Below are 16,103 nucleotides of genomic sequence, written 5' to 3'. Positions count from 1 at the left end.
ACAATTTCTGCAATATCCAGTGTTTTTCGTCACGGGAAACAGGCAAATCTGTAATTACTGTTTTCAAAAAATATTTTTTTGCTTATTTAGCCGTCAGAACAGGTTATTCCCGGCCAAGCCAGGGCGAACAGGGTGGGAAATATTCCAAATTTTTCTATTTTTGCACCCGCAAAAATTCAAAAGGACACCACAATGAACTACAATCCTTTAGCACAGGCTCTCAACGCCGAACTTTCTGCCAACGGCTGCAAAGTTCTCGACATGCTCTCTGAACAGGGCAAGGCAATCTTCTTCCCCCGCAAGGGTATCCTCGGCCAGGGTGCCGAAGCCAAGGGCTCCGAAATCAACGCTACGATCGGTACCGCCCTCGAAGACGATGGCAGCCCGTTGGTGCTGGATTGCGTTCTCAAGTCCCTGAACCTCCCCAAGACTTCTTTCCTGTATGCCCCGAGCTTCGGTAACCCGGACCTCCGCAAGGCCTGGAAGGAACTGGACATCAAGAAGAACCCGACGCTTGCCACCAAGAGCTTCAGCAATCCGGTGGTGACCGCCGCCCTGACGCATGCCATCAGCTGCGCCGGCTACATGTTCCTCGACGCTGGCGACGAAGTGATTATCCCGGACCTGTACTGGGACAACTACGAACTCGTGTTCGAAAACGCCCGTGGCGCCAAGATCAAGACTTTCAACACCTTCAAGAACGGCGGCTTCGACACCGAAGCCCTCAAGGCCGCTCTCGAAGCTAGCAAGGGCGACAAGAAGGTCGTTCTCCTGAACTTCCCGAACAACCCGACCGGTTACACCGCTACCGAAAAGGAAGCTGTCGAAATCGCCAAGATTCTCACGGAATGCGCCGCCAAGGGAAACAAGGTGGTGGCCCTCCTCGACGATGCTTACTTCGGACTCGTGTACGAAGAAGGCGTGACAAAGGAATCCCTGTTCGTGAAGCTCGTGGACGCTCACGAAAACCTCCTCGCTGTCAAGCTTGACGGCCCGACCAAGGAAGACTACGTATGGGGCTTCCGCGTGGGCTTCATGAGCTTCGGCTTCAAGGGTGCTACCGAAGCACAGCTCAAGGCTCTCGAAGACAAGGCCGCCGGTACCGTCCGTGGTAACATTTCCAACGCCCCGAGCATCAGCCAGAAGATCCTGCTCGCCGCATTCCAGAGCCCCGAATACCAGCAGCAGAAGCAGGAAAAGTACGCTGTGCTCAAGAAGCGCTACGACATCATCAAGGAAGTTTTTGCCGCCCATCCGGAATACAAGGACGCCTTTGAACCGATGCCGTGCAACAGCGGTTACTTTATGTGCATCAAGCCGAAGGGCGTTGACGCAGAACAGCTCCGCGAAAAGCTCATCAAGGACTACAGCACCGGTACGATCATGCTTTCTGGCCTGATTCGCCTCGCATTCTCTGCCGTGCCGACCGAAAAGCTCCCCAAGCTGTTCGACAATATCTATAATTGCATTTTGAAGATGAAGTAAGGTGCGGGAACCCCGTACCTCCTGGAGGAATAATGTCCGACAACGCCATTTTAAGTTACAACGGAAAGAGCATCGAGCTCCCTGTTGTTGAAGGTGCTGAAAACGAACACGGTCTCGACATCTGCAAACTCCGCAAGGAAACCGGCCTGGTGACCTTGGATTACGGCTACCTGAATACCGGTAGCACCCGCAGCGCCATCACTTACGTGGACGGCGAAAAGGGAATCCTGCGTTACCGCGGCTACAGTATCGAAGACCTTGCCGAAAAGGCGACCTTCCCCGAAACCGCCTGGCTCCTGATTTACGGTGAACTGCCGACTCAGCAGCAGCTCGCGCGTTTCCGCACGTTGTTGACCGAAAACGCCCTCCTCCACGAAAACCTTCTGCACTTCTTTAGGCAGATGCCGCCGAGCGCCCACCCGATGGGCATTCTGAGCTCTATCGTGAACGCCGTGGGTCTGTTTACGCCGCGTTTCTACGACGACGAAAACATCGCCGACGTGTTCGACCTGACGACCGCAAGCCTGATTTCGAAGATCCGCACGATTGCCGCCTTCTCTTACAAGGCAAGCATCGGCGAACCGTTCGTGTACCCCGAAGCGGAACGCAGCTACTGCAGCAACTTCCTGAACATGATGTTCAGCAGCAAGGCCCGTTCCTATCACCCGGATCCGATCATGGAAAAGGCGCTGAACACGCTTCTGATTGTACACGCCGACCACGAACAGAACTGTTCTACCTCTACCGTGCGTATGGTGGGCAGCTCTCACGCTAACTTGTACGCAAGTATCTGCGCCGGCATTTGCGCCTTGTGGGGTCCGCTCCATGGCGGTGCAAACCAGGCCGTGCTCGAAACGCTCCTACGCATTCAGCAGAGCGGCATGACCATTGACCAGGTGATGGCAAAGGCCAAGGACAAGAACGACCCGTTCCGTCTCTCCGGTTTCGGTCACCGCGTCTACAAGAGCTACGACCCGCGTGCCAAGGTTCTCAAGAAGCTCATGTACCAGGTGTTCGAACGCGAACATTTCCACGACCCGCTCCTGGACATTGCGCTCAAGCTCGAAGAAGCCGCCCTCAAGGATGACTACTTTATCGAACGCAAGCTCTACCCGAACGTGGATTTCTACTCGGGCATTCTCTACCGCGCCATGGGCATTCCGACGAACATGCTTACGGTGATGTTCGCCATCGGCCGACTCCCCGGCTGGATTGCCCACTGGAAAGAAATGCACGACGATCCGAATTCCAAGATCAACCGTCCGCGCCAAATCTACACGGGCCACACGGCTCGCCCCTGGGTCGACCGCGATAAACGCTAATTATCAAAGAAGCAATTAAAAAGCCGTCGGATTTGTTCCGGCGGCTTTTTCGCTATAAGATTATTTGGTGCGATCAATGACTTTCGGGCGACCGCTCTGCAGTTTCATCAGCAGGTCCGCTACCTCGTCCCAATGATCCAGAACGACCTTGCCAATGGCCGGGTCGTACATCGCGCCCAAGTTCTTCTCGATTTCCTTTTTACAGTAATCAAGCGACATGGCGTCGCGGTAAACACGCTTACTCGTCATTGCATCAACAGAGTCTGCGATAGCGATGATACGGGCTCCAATAGGAATATCTTCACCCTTCAAGCCTTCCGGATAACCGCGACCATCGTAACGTTCATGGTGATGCAACACAATCTGCACCAATTCATGGGTGTAGTTGGACTGCATCAAGATCTTAGCGCCAATCACCGGATGCTGCTTAATAATCGAGAATTCATCATCCGTCAGTTTACCGGGTTTACCGAGCACGTTGTCACTAATGCCCATCTTGCCGATATCGTGCAAGTGCGCGGCATGGGTAATCAACGAGACAGAACCTTCCGACAGGCCAAGCAACCTAGCAATCTGTTCCGAGAAAGCCTTCACGCGATCGGAATGGTGAGCCGTGTAGGAATCCTTCGCTTCTTCCACCGTGATCAAACAAGAAATCAAGTCCTTGAGGTTCTGGTTTTCATTGTTTTCAACCGGTTTGTGGTAACGCACCTTGTCGCGGTACATGTTCAAGTCCGCTTCCATCTTCCAGTCACTAATGGACTTGCGAACGCCGGAATCGCTTCGCAGGCGGCTTTCGCCCACTGCAATGGACAAGTGGTACAAAGCGTCCTTGTTGTATTCTTCGATGCACTTCTGCAGGTTGCTATACAGCACGAACAGCGAATCCAGCGGAGCACGCGTCACCACGGCAAATTCGTCACCGCCAATTCTGAAGCAGTTTCCGGTTGCACCGTAAGCGCTCTTGATAGCGTTTCCCGCCGCCACAATCAGGGCATCGCCCGCCTGGTGGCCAAAGGTATCGTTTGCGTACTTCAAGCCGTTCACGTCCATCAGCACCATCGTCCAAGTGCCAGCTTCAGCGTCTTCCTGGCTAATGGTCTTGAGGATCTCGTCAAAGGCAAGTCTGTTTTCAAGCCCCGTCAAGGCATCGGTCGTCGCGACATCCTGTAAGTGTTCGTTCATCACGCGCAGCTTGCTATTAATCTGTTCCAGTTCAAAAGAAGTTTCGCGAATGAACGTTGCCATACGGGCCGCAAGCGGCAAACGCGAAGCCATTCCCTCTTGGATATCTTCTACAGGAGCATGTTCATGCTTTACCGCAGGACCTTCACGCATCGAGGCAAATACAAGCGTAATGTTGTGCTGGTTCAAGTGGCCCTTTTCACGTAGGAACTCGCCATGCGAGAAAAATCCGGTGCTAGAAGCCAAGCCCTTGAACGGAGAAATTTCGTAAGTCGGTTCATGCTGGGACCAGAACGCCTTTCGGGCCGCGCAAGAGAAGATATGCTGCACTTCGGGAGCAAACTTTTCGCACGCTTCACTTTCAGCCTTAATCTTTTCCACAATCAACTGCGGCTCACCATAAGACAAGCGGACTATAGACCCCTCGTCAATATCCGAAGACATGGAGAGCGAACCATCCGGATTGCTGGCGCCAGCCGCACGCACAATCGAAACGCCGTTATGCTCGTACAGCATCGGGAATTCAAGCGCGTTGTAGAAGAAGTTGTTATCGTTCTTAATATTCAGGTACTTGTTGTAAACTTCGTAAGCCGGAATACCGCCCAATTCATAAAGGATATTGCCCTCCGAACGGGTCACGTGGAAGTTACGTCCAATGGGTTTCCAGCCGCTAATCTTGCGAGATTCAATATAAAGATCGTCACCGCCGTAGAACACGACCAAAAGACCGGACTTCGTATAGCCACCCACCGACGAGAACACGCAGGAATTCGGGCTCGTAATATCGGGAGAGCAAACAATACCGCCAAAAACCTGAATGTTCGGAGCAAGGCTGTCAAGCCCTTCGCAAAGAGCCGTCGTCGAGAAGGGCGAAATGCAGTGATAAATTTCAACAGCCTTTACCCATGGATTTTTATCTGCCTCTTTTACGATTTCGCTCGCAATGCCACCGACAGATTCCCTAGAGAAGTCGTACTGAAAAACCTGGAATTTACTCGTCGTTTTTTCGAAAATAATGGCGGACACCGAAATATCGACGGCCTGTTCGCAATCCACAATGTTCCCGGCGGTCGAATTGCCAAACCACGGCGTCTCGGGGAATACCCGTTCCAGAATATCCCAAACGGGCTTCAGTTTTTCGGGATCCAATATGGTTGAATGTATTTGGAAGCACATCGTGGGGGAACCATGTTCCTTGTACCACTTGCTAAACAGGAATAGTTCATTTTCGAATGAAACTGCATCCTTATACGCAAATATTTTGTTCCTCATATTTCCCTTCTTAAGAACAATTATTGCCATTAATATATATAAGAAAAAAGGCAAATTGCAACGGCAAGCCCTAAAAAGAGCCCCCAAATTAGTCCAAATTGGAATAATTTGGAGGTAAAAAAAAGGAAAAACGAAAAAAAATCCTTGTTTGCAATGCAGACAAGGATTTCGCTTTTTTCACAACAAAAAATTACTTTTTCTTCGCCGTAAGAGTCTTTGTAGCCTTCAGATTAGCCTTTGCAGCGAGCTTCGTATCGGCAGCCTGAGCAAGGGTTACGGCCTTTTCAATTTGCTTGAAGTCGGCAGCCCTAAACAACTCGCGATCCATTCTATAGCCCACAAGAGAGCCGCCACGTTTTACAGGCTTGAGGTGTTCAAAGGCCCATCTTTCAACGATAATCCCTTTCGTTCCGTCAAAAGAGAGGACCTTGCTGCCTTTCGCCGTAGCTTTTGCAACAGTCTTTGCGGCAACCGCTTTTGTTTCAATTTTTGTAGCCATTGTATTTTCCTTTTTTTAGGGTTAGAGAGTTAAAAGAAATATCCCTGAGAACGACGTTTTTCAAGAACCTCGTCACAAATCGCCGTCAAGATTCGTTCATGAGTGCACACTTCAGGAGACACACCATAAATCGATCCTGTTGTATAAAAAGACGTACATCCACATTCATGCGCGGAACAGCGATATTTAATCGCACAGTTCTTGCATTCAGGTTTATCATTTTCTAGAAAATGGCATATGTCTTTGGCGACGGGGCCAGAAAACATTTCAAGTCCATTTTCCAAGACATTGCCCAAAACATACTTCGCATCAGGTGCGCTTGTTACAAACCGACTACAAGGAAACACATTTCCATTCGCAGCGACACCAAATCCACCTTTGGAAATGGAACAGGACTGTTCCTTTTGTCTAGTATTCAGGACATCATATGTAATTTTATCCTGAATCGTTCCTAAATAAAAATCTTTTCCGGCATTTCTGAAATCAAACCAGAACATGGCCATTTTTTGATATTCCAAAGCTAGAGCATCTAAATCTTCGCCAGTCCATTTGCCATCATAATCCACCGCGGTCGACATTCCCCTAAAGCCTTGTTCAAACACCCACTTAACGGAGTCAGCCAATCCCCGCACATGTTTGCGAGTCACCACCGACAAAACGGTTGCATCCATATCGACCAATCTTGGAATATACGGAGCGATATCTTTAAAGCAGCCTTTTCCATTAATTTTGACTCTAGAGATGTCATGTTTTTTTTCCGGTCCATCTAACGACAAATATATTTGAAATTTTTCTTTTTGAAAAAAGTCCAAAAGGTCATTGGAAAAAAGCGTGCCATTCGTATTCACCGCAAAGTGCATTTCAAAATTTTTGGGCAACTTTGCACGTTCAGATTCAACCATCATTTTTGCAAATTCAACACCTTTGCAAATGGCATCAACACGTAAAAGAGGTTCACCACCAAAAAAGGTGATATTAAAAAATTCATGTTTTAACTTAATGGTTCTCTCTAAAGCTAATTTTATCGATTTTTCAAGAATTTCATCGCTCATTTCAAGTTCGCGATTCACTTGGCTTGATTTATAATAGCAATAGCTACAACGTAAATTACACTTTTCCGTCAAGCTTAGCAATAAATTCATATTTCACCCTCATCATCAGCATTTAACAAATTAAATAAATTCAAACAAAATAATTACTTTTTCAACACACAAAGTAAACATTTTACAATGAAAGTATAATTTGTATGATAACAAACAGACACTTTAAAATTCTTGTAATACAAACACTATCTATTTACACTACTCAAAACATTGCAATGTTTACATAAAAAAAACCGCCCCATCGAGGACGGTTTTTCACAACGAATTAAGCAAGAAATTTTTTAGTCTACACCCTTCGCCTGAACCACCTTTCCCAGCGGTTCAAACGAATGACCCTTGACGTCAAACGGCAACCGGTCTTCGCGGAGCGTCATTTTCACAAACATGTTTACTGCAGCCGAAACCGTAATTCCAACGGAATCACAGAAAGTTTCAAACTTTTTCTTTGTTTCGTCTTCCATTCTTACGCTTACTATTGCCATAGTTCGTTCCCTTAAAAAGTCTCTTTAACAATAGTTTATTTTTCTCTTGTTGTCAAACCCTCAACAGTTACTTTTTTCGTATAAATTAAGTCTATTCTTCGCCATTTTTAGCAACAACAGCACATAGTCATACACGCTATATACAAATTGTTTCTTTGATAATTTTTTTTATCGTCCCGCGAACTGGTCGCCAAACCTCAATTCGGTTTCCTTGGCTCCATTCAGATTTATCAAGCGATTCGGATCAAAGCACATTGATTTCACAACACCATTTTTCAACACCTCAAGGCGCTCAAAAAATTCTTGCGGAGTCTGCGCAGTAAGCAGGGTCTGGCGAACATGCATACCAACTTCGTCACCACATCCTTCTTGGCAAAAGCCCTTGCAAAGCCTTGCCGCAAGCTGTTTAAGGCGGCCTAGCGCCCCCATTTCGGTAGAGCCATCTTCGAGCTTGAACTTAAAATAAAGCGGGAACACATCCAAGGCTTCTGTCGCAGTAATTTCACGCGCGGGCTTACCTTCCCAGGCATCGGCAATCTGTCCGAAAATCCAAGGATTATGCATGGCACCGCGGCCAATGGATACGCCCGACACCCCATAAGTTTCCAAACGTTCACGAGCCACCGCCACACTGTTGACATCACCATTGCCAATCACGGGAATCTTGGCCGCGGCAGCGACCTTGCCAATCCAGTCCCAGTTGGCAAGGCCGTTGTACCCCTGCAAGCGGGTACGGCCATGCACCGTGAGCATTTCCACGCCCTCGCCTTCGGCGATTTTCAGCGTTTCCATCACGTTAATGCTTTCGTCGTCCCAGCCGATGCGACACTTGAGCGTGAGCGGAATATCCACGCTAGAAGCATCCAGGGCGGCTCGGACGTCGTGCAGGATTTCTTGCAGTCGCGGCAAATCACGCAAAAGGCCGGAACCACTCCCCTTGCCCGCCACCTTCGGCGCCGGGCAGCCCGCATTCACCTCGATAAACTCCGGGTGAAGGTTTTCGGCAATTTTTTTGGCGGCAGCGGCCATTCGGTCGGGAAATCTTCCGAAGATTTGCACTCCGAAAGGCCTTTCTTCGGGAAAAAACTTCAGCTGTTTGTGGCCATCTAGGCAAAAAACGGCATCGCCATCTGTCGGAACAAACTCCGATACCAGGAGTCCCATGCGATTTCCCGATAAAACTCGGCAAAGTCTACGGAACGGGGCATCCGTCACCCCGTCCATGGGGCTAAGTATGGTATTCGGAAACACGTCCAAATTTCTGAGCCTAAAACTTTTCAACATTTTAACAACAATTATCCACAAATATTCCGCAACTAGAGCCCGAAAAAATTGTTTAATTTTATTCAGACCGGTACGCTAACTCATTGATAAACCTATATTTAAGCCGTGGCAAATATAACTAAACAAGCACTGATTCAAGAGATCGCCAAGTCCACCGGATTTGTGCGTAACGATATTAAGACCGTCATCGAACAGTTTCTCGACCTTTTGGGCGAAAAGCTGATCGAAGGCAACACCATCGAGATCCGTGGCTTTGGCACCTTTGCCTGCAAGCCCCGTAAGGCTCGTCCGGCTCGCAACCCCCGCACCGGTGAAACTGTCTTGATCGAAGAACGCATGGTTCCGTCGTTCAAGTTCAGCAACGACATCAAGGACAAGATCAATTCCATCGAAGCCTTGGTCGAAGGTGCAAACGCCAAGCTTGAGTCCGAAGAAACTCAGGTCAGCGACGCCACTTCTTCTTCCGTCATGTAGCGCCATCCGCCCTTGCCAAGGGTCGAGTCCAGCACCACTGGGCCGATGGCTTCACGCTTAAGCGTTTCCACATGGTTTCCCACTGCCGCAAACATTCTGCGGACCTGGTGGTACAAACCTTCGCCAATCGAAATCAAGACGGATTCTCCGTCAACCTCTAAGGCCCGTGCAAGCACCGGCCTTCTTTCGTCTTTAAGCATCACGCCACGCAAAAGTTCCGCTTTCTGTTCTTCGGTAAAGGGCCTTGCAAGAGTCACGCGGTATTTCTTGAGGTACCCTTTCTTGGGACTTTCCACCTTGTGAATGAAATCGCCCTGGTTCGAAAACAGCAACAGGCCCGAAGAATCCGCATCCAGACGGCCCACCGTCTGAATACCCATGGCCGTAAAACGGTCCGGCAACAGCTCGAACACCGACTGGTGGTCTCGGGCGTTGTGACTGCATTCCACATCCAGAGGCTTGTCCATCATGATGTAGAGTTTTTCAATCGTCGGGACTTCTTCACCATTCACCGTGATGAACTCAGGCCTTTCCTTGAATTCCATAAACGGATCGTCAAGGACCTTGCCATCCAGTTCCACCATACCCATGCGGACAAGGGCGCGGCTTTCCTTCCGCGAACCAAATCCAATCGAGGCCAATAGTCTGTCCAAAGTCAAAGCAGGCATCAGTCATCCTCCGACATCATTTTCACAATCTTGTTGCGGATAAATCCAAGCTCCGGAAGTTCACCCGTCTTAAGGATATGGGCACGGCGACGCCAAAACGTAAAGGCTACAATGCCGCCATAAAAGAGAGTAGCAAGAATCACCCCCAGCACACGGCAAACATTGATCGACGCACGCATATGGCCTTCGGCATGCGGCTCATGATCGCGGGTCCAGTCCATGCGGAAATCCCACGCCCCAATGTAAGGGAAACTCTTGAGGAATCCGTTCAATGCCGCAGCATAGCCCATGGATTCATATTCCGGCAAACAAATTCCTTCCACAAAACAATCAACAAAGCGGATTCTGAACAACTTAAACAAAGCGGACAAAGCATGGCGTACCGCCCACCAGGCGCGCTCATCGAATTCAGGAGTCAAAAGCAGAGTCCAAAATTCTACCTCTGTCAGGGAGCGCTTTTCTTTTTCATCGTCATCAGAAGACTTTTCTTCCGACGGTTTCGATTCTTCTTTCGATTCCGTCTTCTCTACCGGTTTCGCCTCTTCCTGTTTTTCAATCGGCTTCGCTTCTTCCTTTTTTTCGGCAGGCTTTTCAGGTTCCGCAGCAAGCTTTACCGGTTCGGTCGTCTTTTCAGGCTCTGACTTTTGCTCAAGTTCTACTTTTTGTTCTTCCTTCGGAGCTGCCTTTGATTCCACAGGCGTTGCCGGGGCCACAGCAGTCTCTTCATCATTTTCAGCAAAAGAACTGTCCTCGTCTTCGGACAGTCCCTTCTTGCCAAACTTCTTTTCGTAGCTGTAAACGACTTTCTTGAAAAAGCGAACGCCAACCGTTACACGATTGAAATCCGCCGAAAAGTCAACCCAGAATACAAACGGGAAGAACAGGGCGACAAGCGCCAAAGCACAAAGTACGCCCAGAACCCAAATCAAAACGGTTACTTCTCCGATTCATCAGCCTTCTTGCTGATGATATCGATCAGGTCCGCAAAGCTCTTGGTCTTGAGAATTTGCGAGAACTGGTCCTTGTAATTGCGAGCGGTAGAAAGGTCATCAATCACCAGGTCCCAGGCCTTCCACTTGCCATCGACCAGGCTCATCTTGTATTCCAGAACCGATTCCTTGCCCTTATTCCAAAGGTGTGCCACCACGCGAGCTTCGTTGTCACCCTTCATCTTTGCCGGTTCATAAATGGTTGAATCGGCTCGGTACAGTTCCAAGCGCTTTGCGCTGGAATTGCGGACCATGCGCTGGAATTCAGCGACAAACTTTTCCTGAGCGGCAGCGTCCTGAGCTTTCCAATCATTTGCAGATAGAGACTTCTTTGCCAACAGGGCAAAATCGAAGGAATCGTTCAGCAGGCTCTTGACACGTTCAGTCTCTTTGGCGTTGCGACTGGATTTTTTCAAGAGAGCCTGAAGTTCCGTATCCTTTTTCTTGATGGCGGCCACGGGATCTTCGGCAGCAAAAGCTACCAAAGAAGCGCAGGCAATAGCAATTAAAAGTTTCTTAAGCATATTGTTCTCCTTTCAAATCACTGATTCATATAAATCGTGTGGAATTCCTTCAGCGACAAGCCCATTTTCGCAATCAATTGGGCAAATTCCACATTGTAAGAGCATACCGCAAAATAGTAATCTTTTTGCATCGTGATATTTTGCGTATATGCCGAGACCAAATCTCCCGTCTTGGACTTGTCCAAATCGTACTGCATGGCGGCACCCTTCAAAATGCCTTCCGTAGCACGCAGGCTTTCCTTCAAGGCGTCGAGTTTTTCCTTGGCGGCAACGACCTGGTAATACTGTTCCTCGGCCTTGGCCATCAAGCCTTCCGAAGCATAAGTTTCCTTAAGCTGGAGACCGCGCATGTCCGTACGGGCCGAACGGTATCCTTCCCAATTTTTCCAGAAATTCAGGTTATAGCGAACGCCCACACCAAGCACACCGTCGAACTTGTTCACCGCATCTTCGGCAAAGGCACTCTTCTGCAAGACGCTTCTGTTACCAGCCCAGCTCTTGACATATTCAATTTCGCCCATCACAAAGAATTCCGGAGCAAGCTTAGCCTCGGCCAAATCCATCTGGATTCGGCGGGCACGAATTCCCGCAGAAAGCTGTCGCAATTCCGGATGATATTTCAGCGTCATGTTACGGACTTCATCCAAAGACGGCAAAGGTTCTGTTCTCGGGGTCAGCACGGAATCGGCCGCCACGAAAGAATCACCATCATCCATATTCAGCGAAAAACGAATCGCCAACATCACGCGTTTCATTCCCAAATTGGCTTCGGCAACCCCTTCCTTGACCGTATGCATTTTGGCCTTCAGGTTCAAGAGGTCCATCTGGGACACATTCGGGTCGTCATCGTCCAGGGCTTCTTCCAATTTTTCATAGGCGTCATCCACTTTGGACTGGGCATCGCCCGCAATGCGAATCATTTCTTTTGCCAAAAGGTAATTGTAGTAATAGGTCTGCAGTTCTACGTCTTTTTTATGGACCTGGTTTTCGATATCGAAACTTTTTTGCTGCAAATCCGCTTCCAACGCCATTTTACCGGCGCGGTACTGTCCCAAATTCAAAGGCTGGATAAACTTGGCCTGCACACCCCAGAACGGTCCCATCTTGGTAAAGTCATAAACTTCCACCGTATCGCCATCCTGCAATTCATTTTTCAGTCCGGGAGCGGGGCCCACCATCATGCCCACATAAAAAGTCGGCAAAATCGCTTCGGATTTCAGTTTGCGAATCTGGTTTCTCTTCGCTTCGGTGCCATATTTGAGTTCTGTCACCTGCGGATCCGCTGCAAGGCCCTCATCGACAAACTGCTCAAGGCTATACCGGATTTCACCGGCAAACGCCAAAGAAGCCATCAACAAGACAAACAATACACGGAACATAGTGTAAATTTAGCAAATTTAGCACTATTCCATTTGCCACTTGTCGTCATATACGGGCTGTTGGTCGCTTGTTTTAAAATCAAGCTCCGTCAGCTTGCGATATTTCGAAATCACATGCTCATAATACTTGGTCGGCAAGGGTTTGCCCGATTGAAGCATTCGGTCTACCGCCGAATGTCCTAAGTTGTATGCAATCAAGGCGTCTTTCCAGTTGCCATACTTGGAAATCAGGCGAATCAAGTAGGCCGTACCCACCGTCACGTTGATTTCCGGCTTAAGCAAATCCTCTTCGGTTTCGATTTGAAGTCCAAAGTGGGCACTCATTTTCTTAGCCGTTTCAAGCTTGATTTGCATAAGCCCGAGGGCACCCGAATAAGCTCCGGATTGTTTACGGCCGCGGGCATTGGGATTTCCTCGGCTTTCTTGAGCCACCACCGCCAAAATAAGCAGAGGATCCGTGGCATAGGACCTTGAAATCTGCCAGATCTGTTCCGTGAGCATTTCACGCTGTTCTTCGCTCAAGCGGCCTTTGGAAAGGTAATCGAGGGCTCGGCTGATCTTGACATAATCAACGGTCCACTTTCCCCAAGCACTCAGCTGCTCGATATCGGCGCGTAAGGCGGCTTCCCGTTCCACGAGCACCTTGATTTCGGCCTGACGGGCAAACCAATAAGACACAAAAAGCCCCAAAGCCCCAAAGCAAAACACCAGGGCTATGGCAAACGTGAGCTTGGATATGCGAACGTTACTTTTCACGCCTTGTATTCTCTAGATATTCCAAGTAGCTCACCCAATCCTGGATAAGTCCAAAGGAACTGAGTCTTGTCGTATCTTGCACCACCCCGAGTTTGCGGAGTGGCCCAATAGAAGACTCCAACTTGTCGATTTCCTTGATGTAACGGTCCTTTTGGTTCTGCAGCGCAATAATTTGAGCCTGCTTGTCGGCCAAATCGTGCCCCTGGGTCGAAATAATTACAAACAAGGTAATCATCCAGCCAAGAATCAAGGAAATAAGCGCAACAGCAACACCCGAACTCACTGTAATACCCGAGCGAAGCCCGTAATGCAGTCCAATCTGCTGCAACTGTTTCTTGGTACCCGATTTCTTGTAAGCCTTACGGTTTTCGTAGACTTCAAAAATGTTCAGGTACTTCGAGAAGTAATCGTAAAGTTCTGCCGATTCGAAAATCAGAATCAAAGCCGACTTTTGAGCCTTGACCCGATTCAGGAGTTCCAGGAACACTTCCAGGTAGCGGTCGCTGGTGAAATGGGCGTTCTGCAAGTTCAAGAAGTAAAAGCAGCCCGGACCTTCGACAAGCATGTCCAGTTTTTCTTTAACCGCCGAAAGTTGGGCAAGACCAAGGGAACCGGACAAGGAAAGTTCCACATCGTTTCCGCGAGATTCCACCTGTATATCAATCAAATCTGATTTCATCGGTTACCTCTTGGAAATCTTAACCGTCAAGCGCAAGGTGCTTTCGGCCTGGCCTGCGAGACTGACTTTCTGGAACGGGAACACGCGAATTCCCTGCAAGGCTTCAGGAGCAGCAAGGGCCGATGCGCCGAATATGGGCGAAATCAGCAGCGAAGTCTTTTTTTCGAATTCAAGTTGAATCTTTGAACTGGTCACCATATCCGAGATTTCAAACTTGGACGCATCCGGGAAAATAAGCGGATCGCGGAAGTTGAACATCAAGGGAACTCCATCTACCAGGATATCCTTAGCTGTATAACCGCAGGCAAGAAGCCCCGTATCCAGAAGTGTACCGAAGAAGCCCTTTACCGCCTCGGGAGAATTGTTCGTGAGCTTATACTCTACTGAAAATTCAGAACCCGTAGACGAAAGTCCGAAGGTCTTTTCTACATGAAGATCGCAAGTCTGTGTTCCAAGCACCGGGTGCTGGTCAGACAGCAGGGCGATGTCGGTACCCGCATCGTGACGCTTGATCTGGTATTCATAACGAGCCGAAAGGACTCCTTCGCGGTCAGAGAGGATCTGGTCCAGCTTTTCCGCCTTCAGTTCCACATTGGGTATCATGAAGTCCACGAAACCCGCCGAAGGGTTACCATCATCCCGCCAGGATCCCAAGATGCTGTTCTCGGCGGCCTTGGCATTCAAAATATTCAGAATACCGCCATCCAGATAGTTCAGCAAGAAAGAATAGGAATGATTCTCGGCCCAAATGCACTTGTTGCCTTCCAGCATGAAGTCTGCAATATCCAGGCGAATACCGTCAAAGGAAACCAGATCGGTCAATCGGTTAGCGGCCTGTAGCAAAAAGCGAGAGCCCCACCAACGGACCATCGGCGTGCGCATACCCTCGGAGTCCTGCATGTCGCGGTAATAGATAGGCGACATCGCAGGCAAAAGCATCTCGAAAAAATCATCACGTTCATGGCCCTTAAGGAATGCGGCCGCACGATGGAACTGCGACAGGAGCATCTTGTGTAGCAAGTTGACTTCGGGTCTTCTAATCAAAAGTTCGCGGCAGGTCTTGGCAGCTGCAGGCAAGCCAATCTTACTCCCCGACGACAACAAGAAACTGACGCGGCCTTCGGAACTTTGATCCGCAACGAGACTGGCGACGGTCTTGGTCGAAATCTCGTTCATTTCCACAAATTCAATCAGGCGTTCAAAGAATGGAATAATATCGCCCGGCTGCGGAGGAATGTTCAAGCCGACTACCGCAGACTTGCCATCACGACAATAAGGTTCCGCAATCTGTTCCCACTGGAAGTCATCATTAGCAATGGCTTCGGACAATTTCTGCGAAACCGGAACCACGCGCATAAAGGAGCCCTTGTCTTCTACAGTGTACCAACCCGAAACAGGAGTGGTACGGCCCAAGGCATCCTGAAGCGAAGCCTCTTGCACAAGCGCGTATTCAAAGCGGTGCTTAGCCAAAAGTTCGGTCATTTCCATTTCCCAAACCATCGAGGAATTGAAATAACCCGACGGTTCGATGCCGAAATGTTTCCACAGGAGTTTGCCATGCTTCTTGAGTTGCATGGACTGCAGTTCCGTGGGGAACAGCGGAAGCATGGGATCGTAGAAACCGCCACCCAAAAGTTCAAGCGAACCGTCTTCGATCGCGCGGCGCAACTTGCCAAACATCAGCGGACGCGCGACCTTATTTGCCACCTCAAGAGTCGGCCCATCCATGAAAAGCGAAAATTTCACCTTTCCGGAATCAAGCATCATGCAGATGCCCGAAAGCAAATTCTCTACAACAGATTCAAGCTTTGCATACGCCGTCGATGGCGGCAACTGCAACACAAACGATAACGTCGGTTTCATGTGGTAAAGGATAGAAATTTTTGATGCTCTCGGTATTAGACACAAGAAGCCGATGCTGAACCAAGTTCAGCATGACAATGGCGGGGGGATGCGGGTATAAAAAGAAGGGCCCCTCGAGCGTTCGCTCAAGGGGCCCGTG

15 protein-coding genes are annotated in these 16,103 nt (G+C 49.2%); 3 read left to right on the top strand and 12 right to left on the bottom strand.

The window, feature by feature from the left end:
• The first annotated feature begins 192 nt into the window (after positions 1-192).
• Both BUA40_RS13285 and BUA40_RS13280 read left to right on the top strand, forming a co-directional pair.
• A complete protein-coding gene (locus BUA40_RS13285; protein WP_072801336.1) occupies positions 193-1,485 on the top strand; it encodes an aminotransferase class I/II-fold pyridoxal phosphate-dependent enzyme in 1,293 nt (430 codons plus the stop codon).
• A gap of 32 nt (positions 1,486-1,517) precedes the next feature.
• On the top strand, positions 1,518-2,807 hold the full coding sequence (locus tag BUA40_RS13280; protein ID WP_072801335.1) for a citrate synthase: 1,290 nt from the start codon (positions 1,518-1,520) through the stop codon (positions 2,805-2,807).
• 60 nt (positions 2,808-2,867) lie between these two features.
• Here the strand turns inward: BUA40_RS13280 and BUA40_RS13275 are convergent, their stop codons facing one another.
• The 5 genes from BUA40_RS13275 to BUA40_RS13255 form a co-directional block, all read right to left on the bottom strand.
• Positions 2,868-5,264, bottom strand: a complete 2,397-nt coding sequence (locus tag BUA40_RS13275) for an HD domain-containing phosphohydrolase (RefSeq protein WP_072801334.1) — start codon at positions 5,262-5,264, stop codon at positions 2,868-2,870.
• A gap of 190 nt (positions 5,265-5,454) precedes the next feature.
• Complete coding sequence (locus BUA40_RS13270) at positions 5,455-5,763, bottom strand: hypothetical protein (RefSeq protein ID WP_072801333.1); 309 nt, start codon at positions 5,761-5,763, stop codon at positions 5,455-5,457.
• A gap of 29 nt (positions 5,764-5,792) precedes the next feature.
• Positions 5,793-6,905 (bottom strand): radical SAM/SPASM domain-containing protein, encoded by a 1,113-nt coding sequence (locus tag BUA40_RS13265; protein WP_072801332.1) that lies wholly within the window; start codon positions 6,903-6,905, stop codon positions 5,793-5,795.
• A gap of 242 nt (positions 6,906-7,147) precedes the next feature.
• Positions 7,148-7,348 (bottom strand): type II toxin-antitoxin system RelB/DinJ family antitoxin, encoded by a 201-nt coding sequence (locus tag BUA40_RS13260; protein WP_072801331.1) that lies wholly within the window; start codon positions 7,346-7,348, stop codon positions 7,148-7,150.
• Positions 7,349-7,516: 168 nt separating this feature from the next.
• Positions 7,517-8,572: a tRNA dihydrouridine synthase gene (locus BUA40_RS13255; protein ID WP_255369320.1), complete on the bottom strand. Its 1,056-nt coding sequence runs from the start codon at positions 8,570-8,572 to the stop codon at positions 7,517-7,519.
• Between the two features lie 165 nt (positions 8,573-8,737).
• On the opposite strand from BUA40_RS13255, the gene BUA40_RS13250 reads away from it, so the two are divergent.
• Complete coding sequence (locus BUA40_RS13250) at positions 8,738-9,106, top strand: HU family DNA-binding protein (RefSeq protein WP_072801329.1); 369 nt, start codon at positions 8,738-8,740, stop codon at positions 9,104-9,106.
• On the opposite strand, the gene BUA40_RS13245 is transcribed toward BUA40_RS13250, so the two are convergent.
• From BUA40_RS13245 to BUA40_RS13215, 7 genes are all read right to left on the bottom strand, one after another.
• The gene (locus tag BUA40_RS13245; protein ID WP_083585421.1) at positions 9,070-9,774 is read right to left on the bottom strand and encodes a pseudouridine synthase; all 705 of its coding nucleotides are present in this window, start codon (positions 9,772-9,774) and stop codon (positions 9,070-9,072) included. The genes BUA40_RS13250 and BUA40_RS13245 overlap by 37 nt on opposite strands.
• Positions 9,774-10,703 (bottom strand): hypothetical protein, encoded by a 930-nt coding sequence (locus BUA40_RS13240; RefSeq protein WP_072801328.1) that lies wholly within the window; start codon positions 10,701-10,703, stop codon positions 9,774-9,776. The genes BUA40_RS13245 and BUA40_RS13240 overlap by 1 nt, the downstream gene beginning before the upstream one ends.
• A 5-nt stretch (positions 10,704-10,708) precedes the next feature.
• Positions 10,709-11,287, bottom strand: a complete 579-nt coding sequence (locus BUA40_RS13235; RefSeq protein WP_072801327.1) for an MlaC/ttg2D family ABC transporter substrate-binding protein — start codon at positions 11,285-11,287, stop codon at positions 10,709-10,711.
• A gap of 17 nt (positions 11,288-11,304) precedes the next feature.
• On the bottom strand, positions 11,305-12,666 hold the full coding sequence (locus BUA40_RS13230) for a TolC family protein (protein ID WP_255369319.1): 1,362 nt from the start codon (positions 12,664-12,666) through the stop codon (positions 11,305-11,307).
• A 24-nt stretch (positions 12,667-12,690) separates the two neighbouring features.
• On the bottom strand, positions 12,691-13,344 hold the full coding sequence (locus tag BUA40_RS13225) for a transglycosylase SLT domain-containing protein (RefSeq protein WP_143149813.1): 654 nt from the start codon (positions 13,342-13,344) through the stop codon (positions 12,691-12,693).
• 67 nt (positions 13,345-13,411) lie between these two features.
• Complete coding sequence (locus BUA40_RS13220) at positions 13,412-14,101, bottom strand: STAS domain-containing protein (protein ID WP_072801325.1); 690 nt, start codon at positions 14,099-14,101, stop codon at positions 13,412-13,414.
• Positions 14,102-14,104: 3 nt separating this feature from the next.
• Positions 14,105-15,964, bottom strand: a complete 1,860-nt coding sequence (locus tag BUA40_RS13215) for an alpha-amylase/4-alpha-glucanotransferase domain-containing protein (protein WP_083585420.1) — start codon at positions 15,962-15,964, stop codon at positions 14,105-14,107.
• Between the last annotated feature and the right edge of the window lie 139 nt (positions 15,965-16,103).

This window comes from Fibrobacter sp. UWT2 (genome assembly GCF_900142545.1).
Lineage (GTDB): Bacteria > Fibrobacterota > Fibrobacteria > Fibrobacterales > Fibrobacteraceae > Fibrobacter.
This window is presented reverse-complemented; position numbering and strand designations above follow the sequence as displayed.

Excerpts from the sequence above, each read along its gene's own strand:
- BUA40_RS13245 (WP_083585421.1), bottom strand. The coding sequence starts at position 9,774 with ATGCCTGCTTTGACTTTGGACAGACTATTGGCCTCGATTGGATTTGGT.
- BUA40_RS13230 (WP_255369319.1), bottom strand. The coding sequence starts at position 12,666 with ATGTTCCGTGTATTGTTTGTCTTGTTGATGGCTTCTTTGGCGTTTGCC.
- BUA40_RS13260 (WP_072801331.1), bottom strand. The coding sequence starts at position 7,348 with ATGGCAATAGTAAGCGTAAGAATGGAAGACGAAACAAAGAAAAAGTTT.
- BUA40_RS13255 (WP_255369320.1), bottom strand. The coding sequence starts at position 8,572 with ATGGACGGGGTGACGGATGCCCCGTTCCGTAGACTTTGCCGAGTTTTA.
- BUA40_RS13275 (WP_072801334.1), bottom strand. The coding sequence starts at position 5,264 with ATGAGGAACAAAATATTTGCGTATAAGGATGCAGTTTCATTCGAAAAT.
- BUA40_RS13215 (WP_083585420.1), bottom strand. The coding sequence starts at position 15,964 with ATGAAACCGACGTTATCGTTTGTGTTGCAGTTGCCGCCATCGACGGCG.
- BUA40_RS13285 (WP_072801336.1), top strand. The coding sequence starts at position 193 with ATGAACTACAATCCTTTAGCACAGGCTCTCAACGCCGAACTTTCTGCC.
- BUA40_RS13235 (WP_072801327.1), bottom strand. The coding sequence starts at position 11,287 with ATGCTTAAGAAACTTTTAATTGCTATTGCCTGCGCTTCTTTGGTAGCT.
- BUA40_RS13265 (WP_072801332.1), bottom strand. The coding sequence starts at position 6,905 with ATGAATTTATTGCTAAGCTTGACGGAAAAGTGTAATTTACGTTGTAGC.
- BUA40_RS13220 (WP_072801325.1), bottom strand. The coding sequence starts at position 14,101 with ATGAAATCAGATTTGATTGATATACAGGTGGAATCTCGCGGAAACGAT.
- BUA40_RS13280 (WP_072801335.1), top strand. The coding sequence starts at position 1,518 with ATGTCCGACAACGCCATTTTAAGTTACAACGGAAAGAGCATCGAGCTC.
- BUA40_RS13270 (WP_072801333.1), bottom strand. The coding sequence starts at position 5,763 with ATGGCTACAAAAATTGAAACAAAAGCGGTTGCCGCAAAGACTGTTGCA.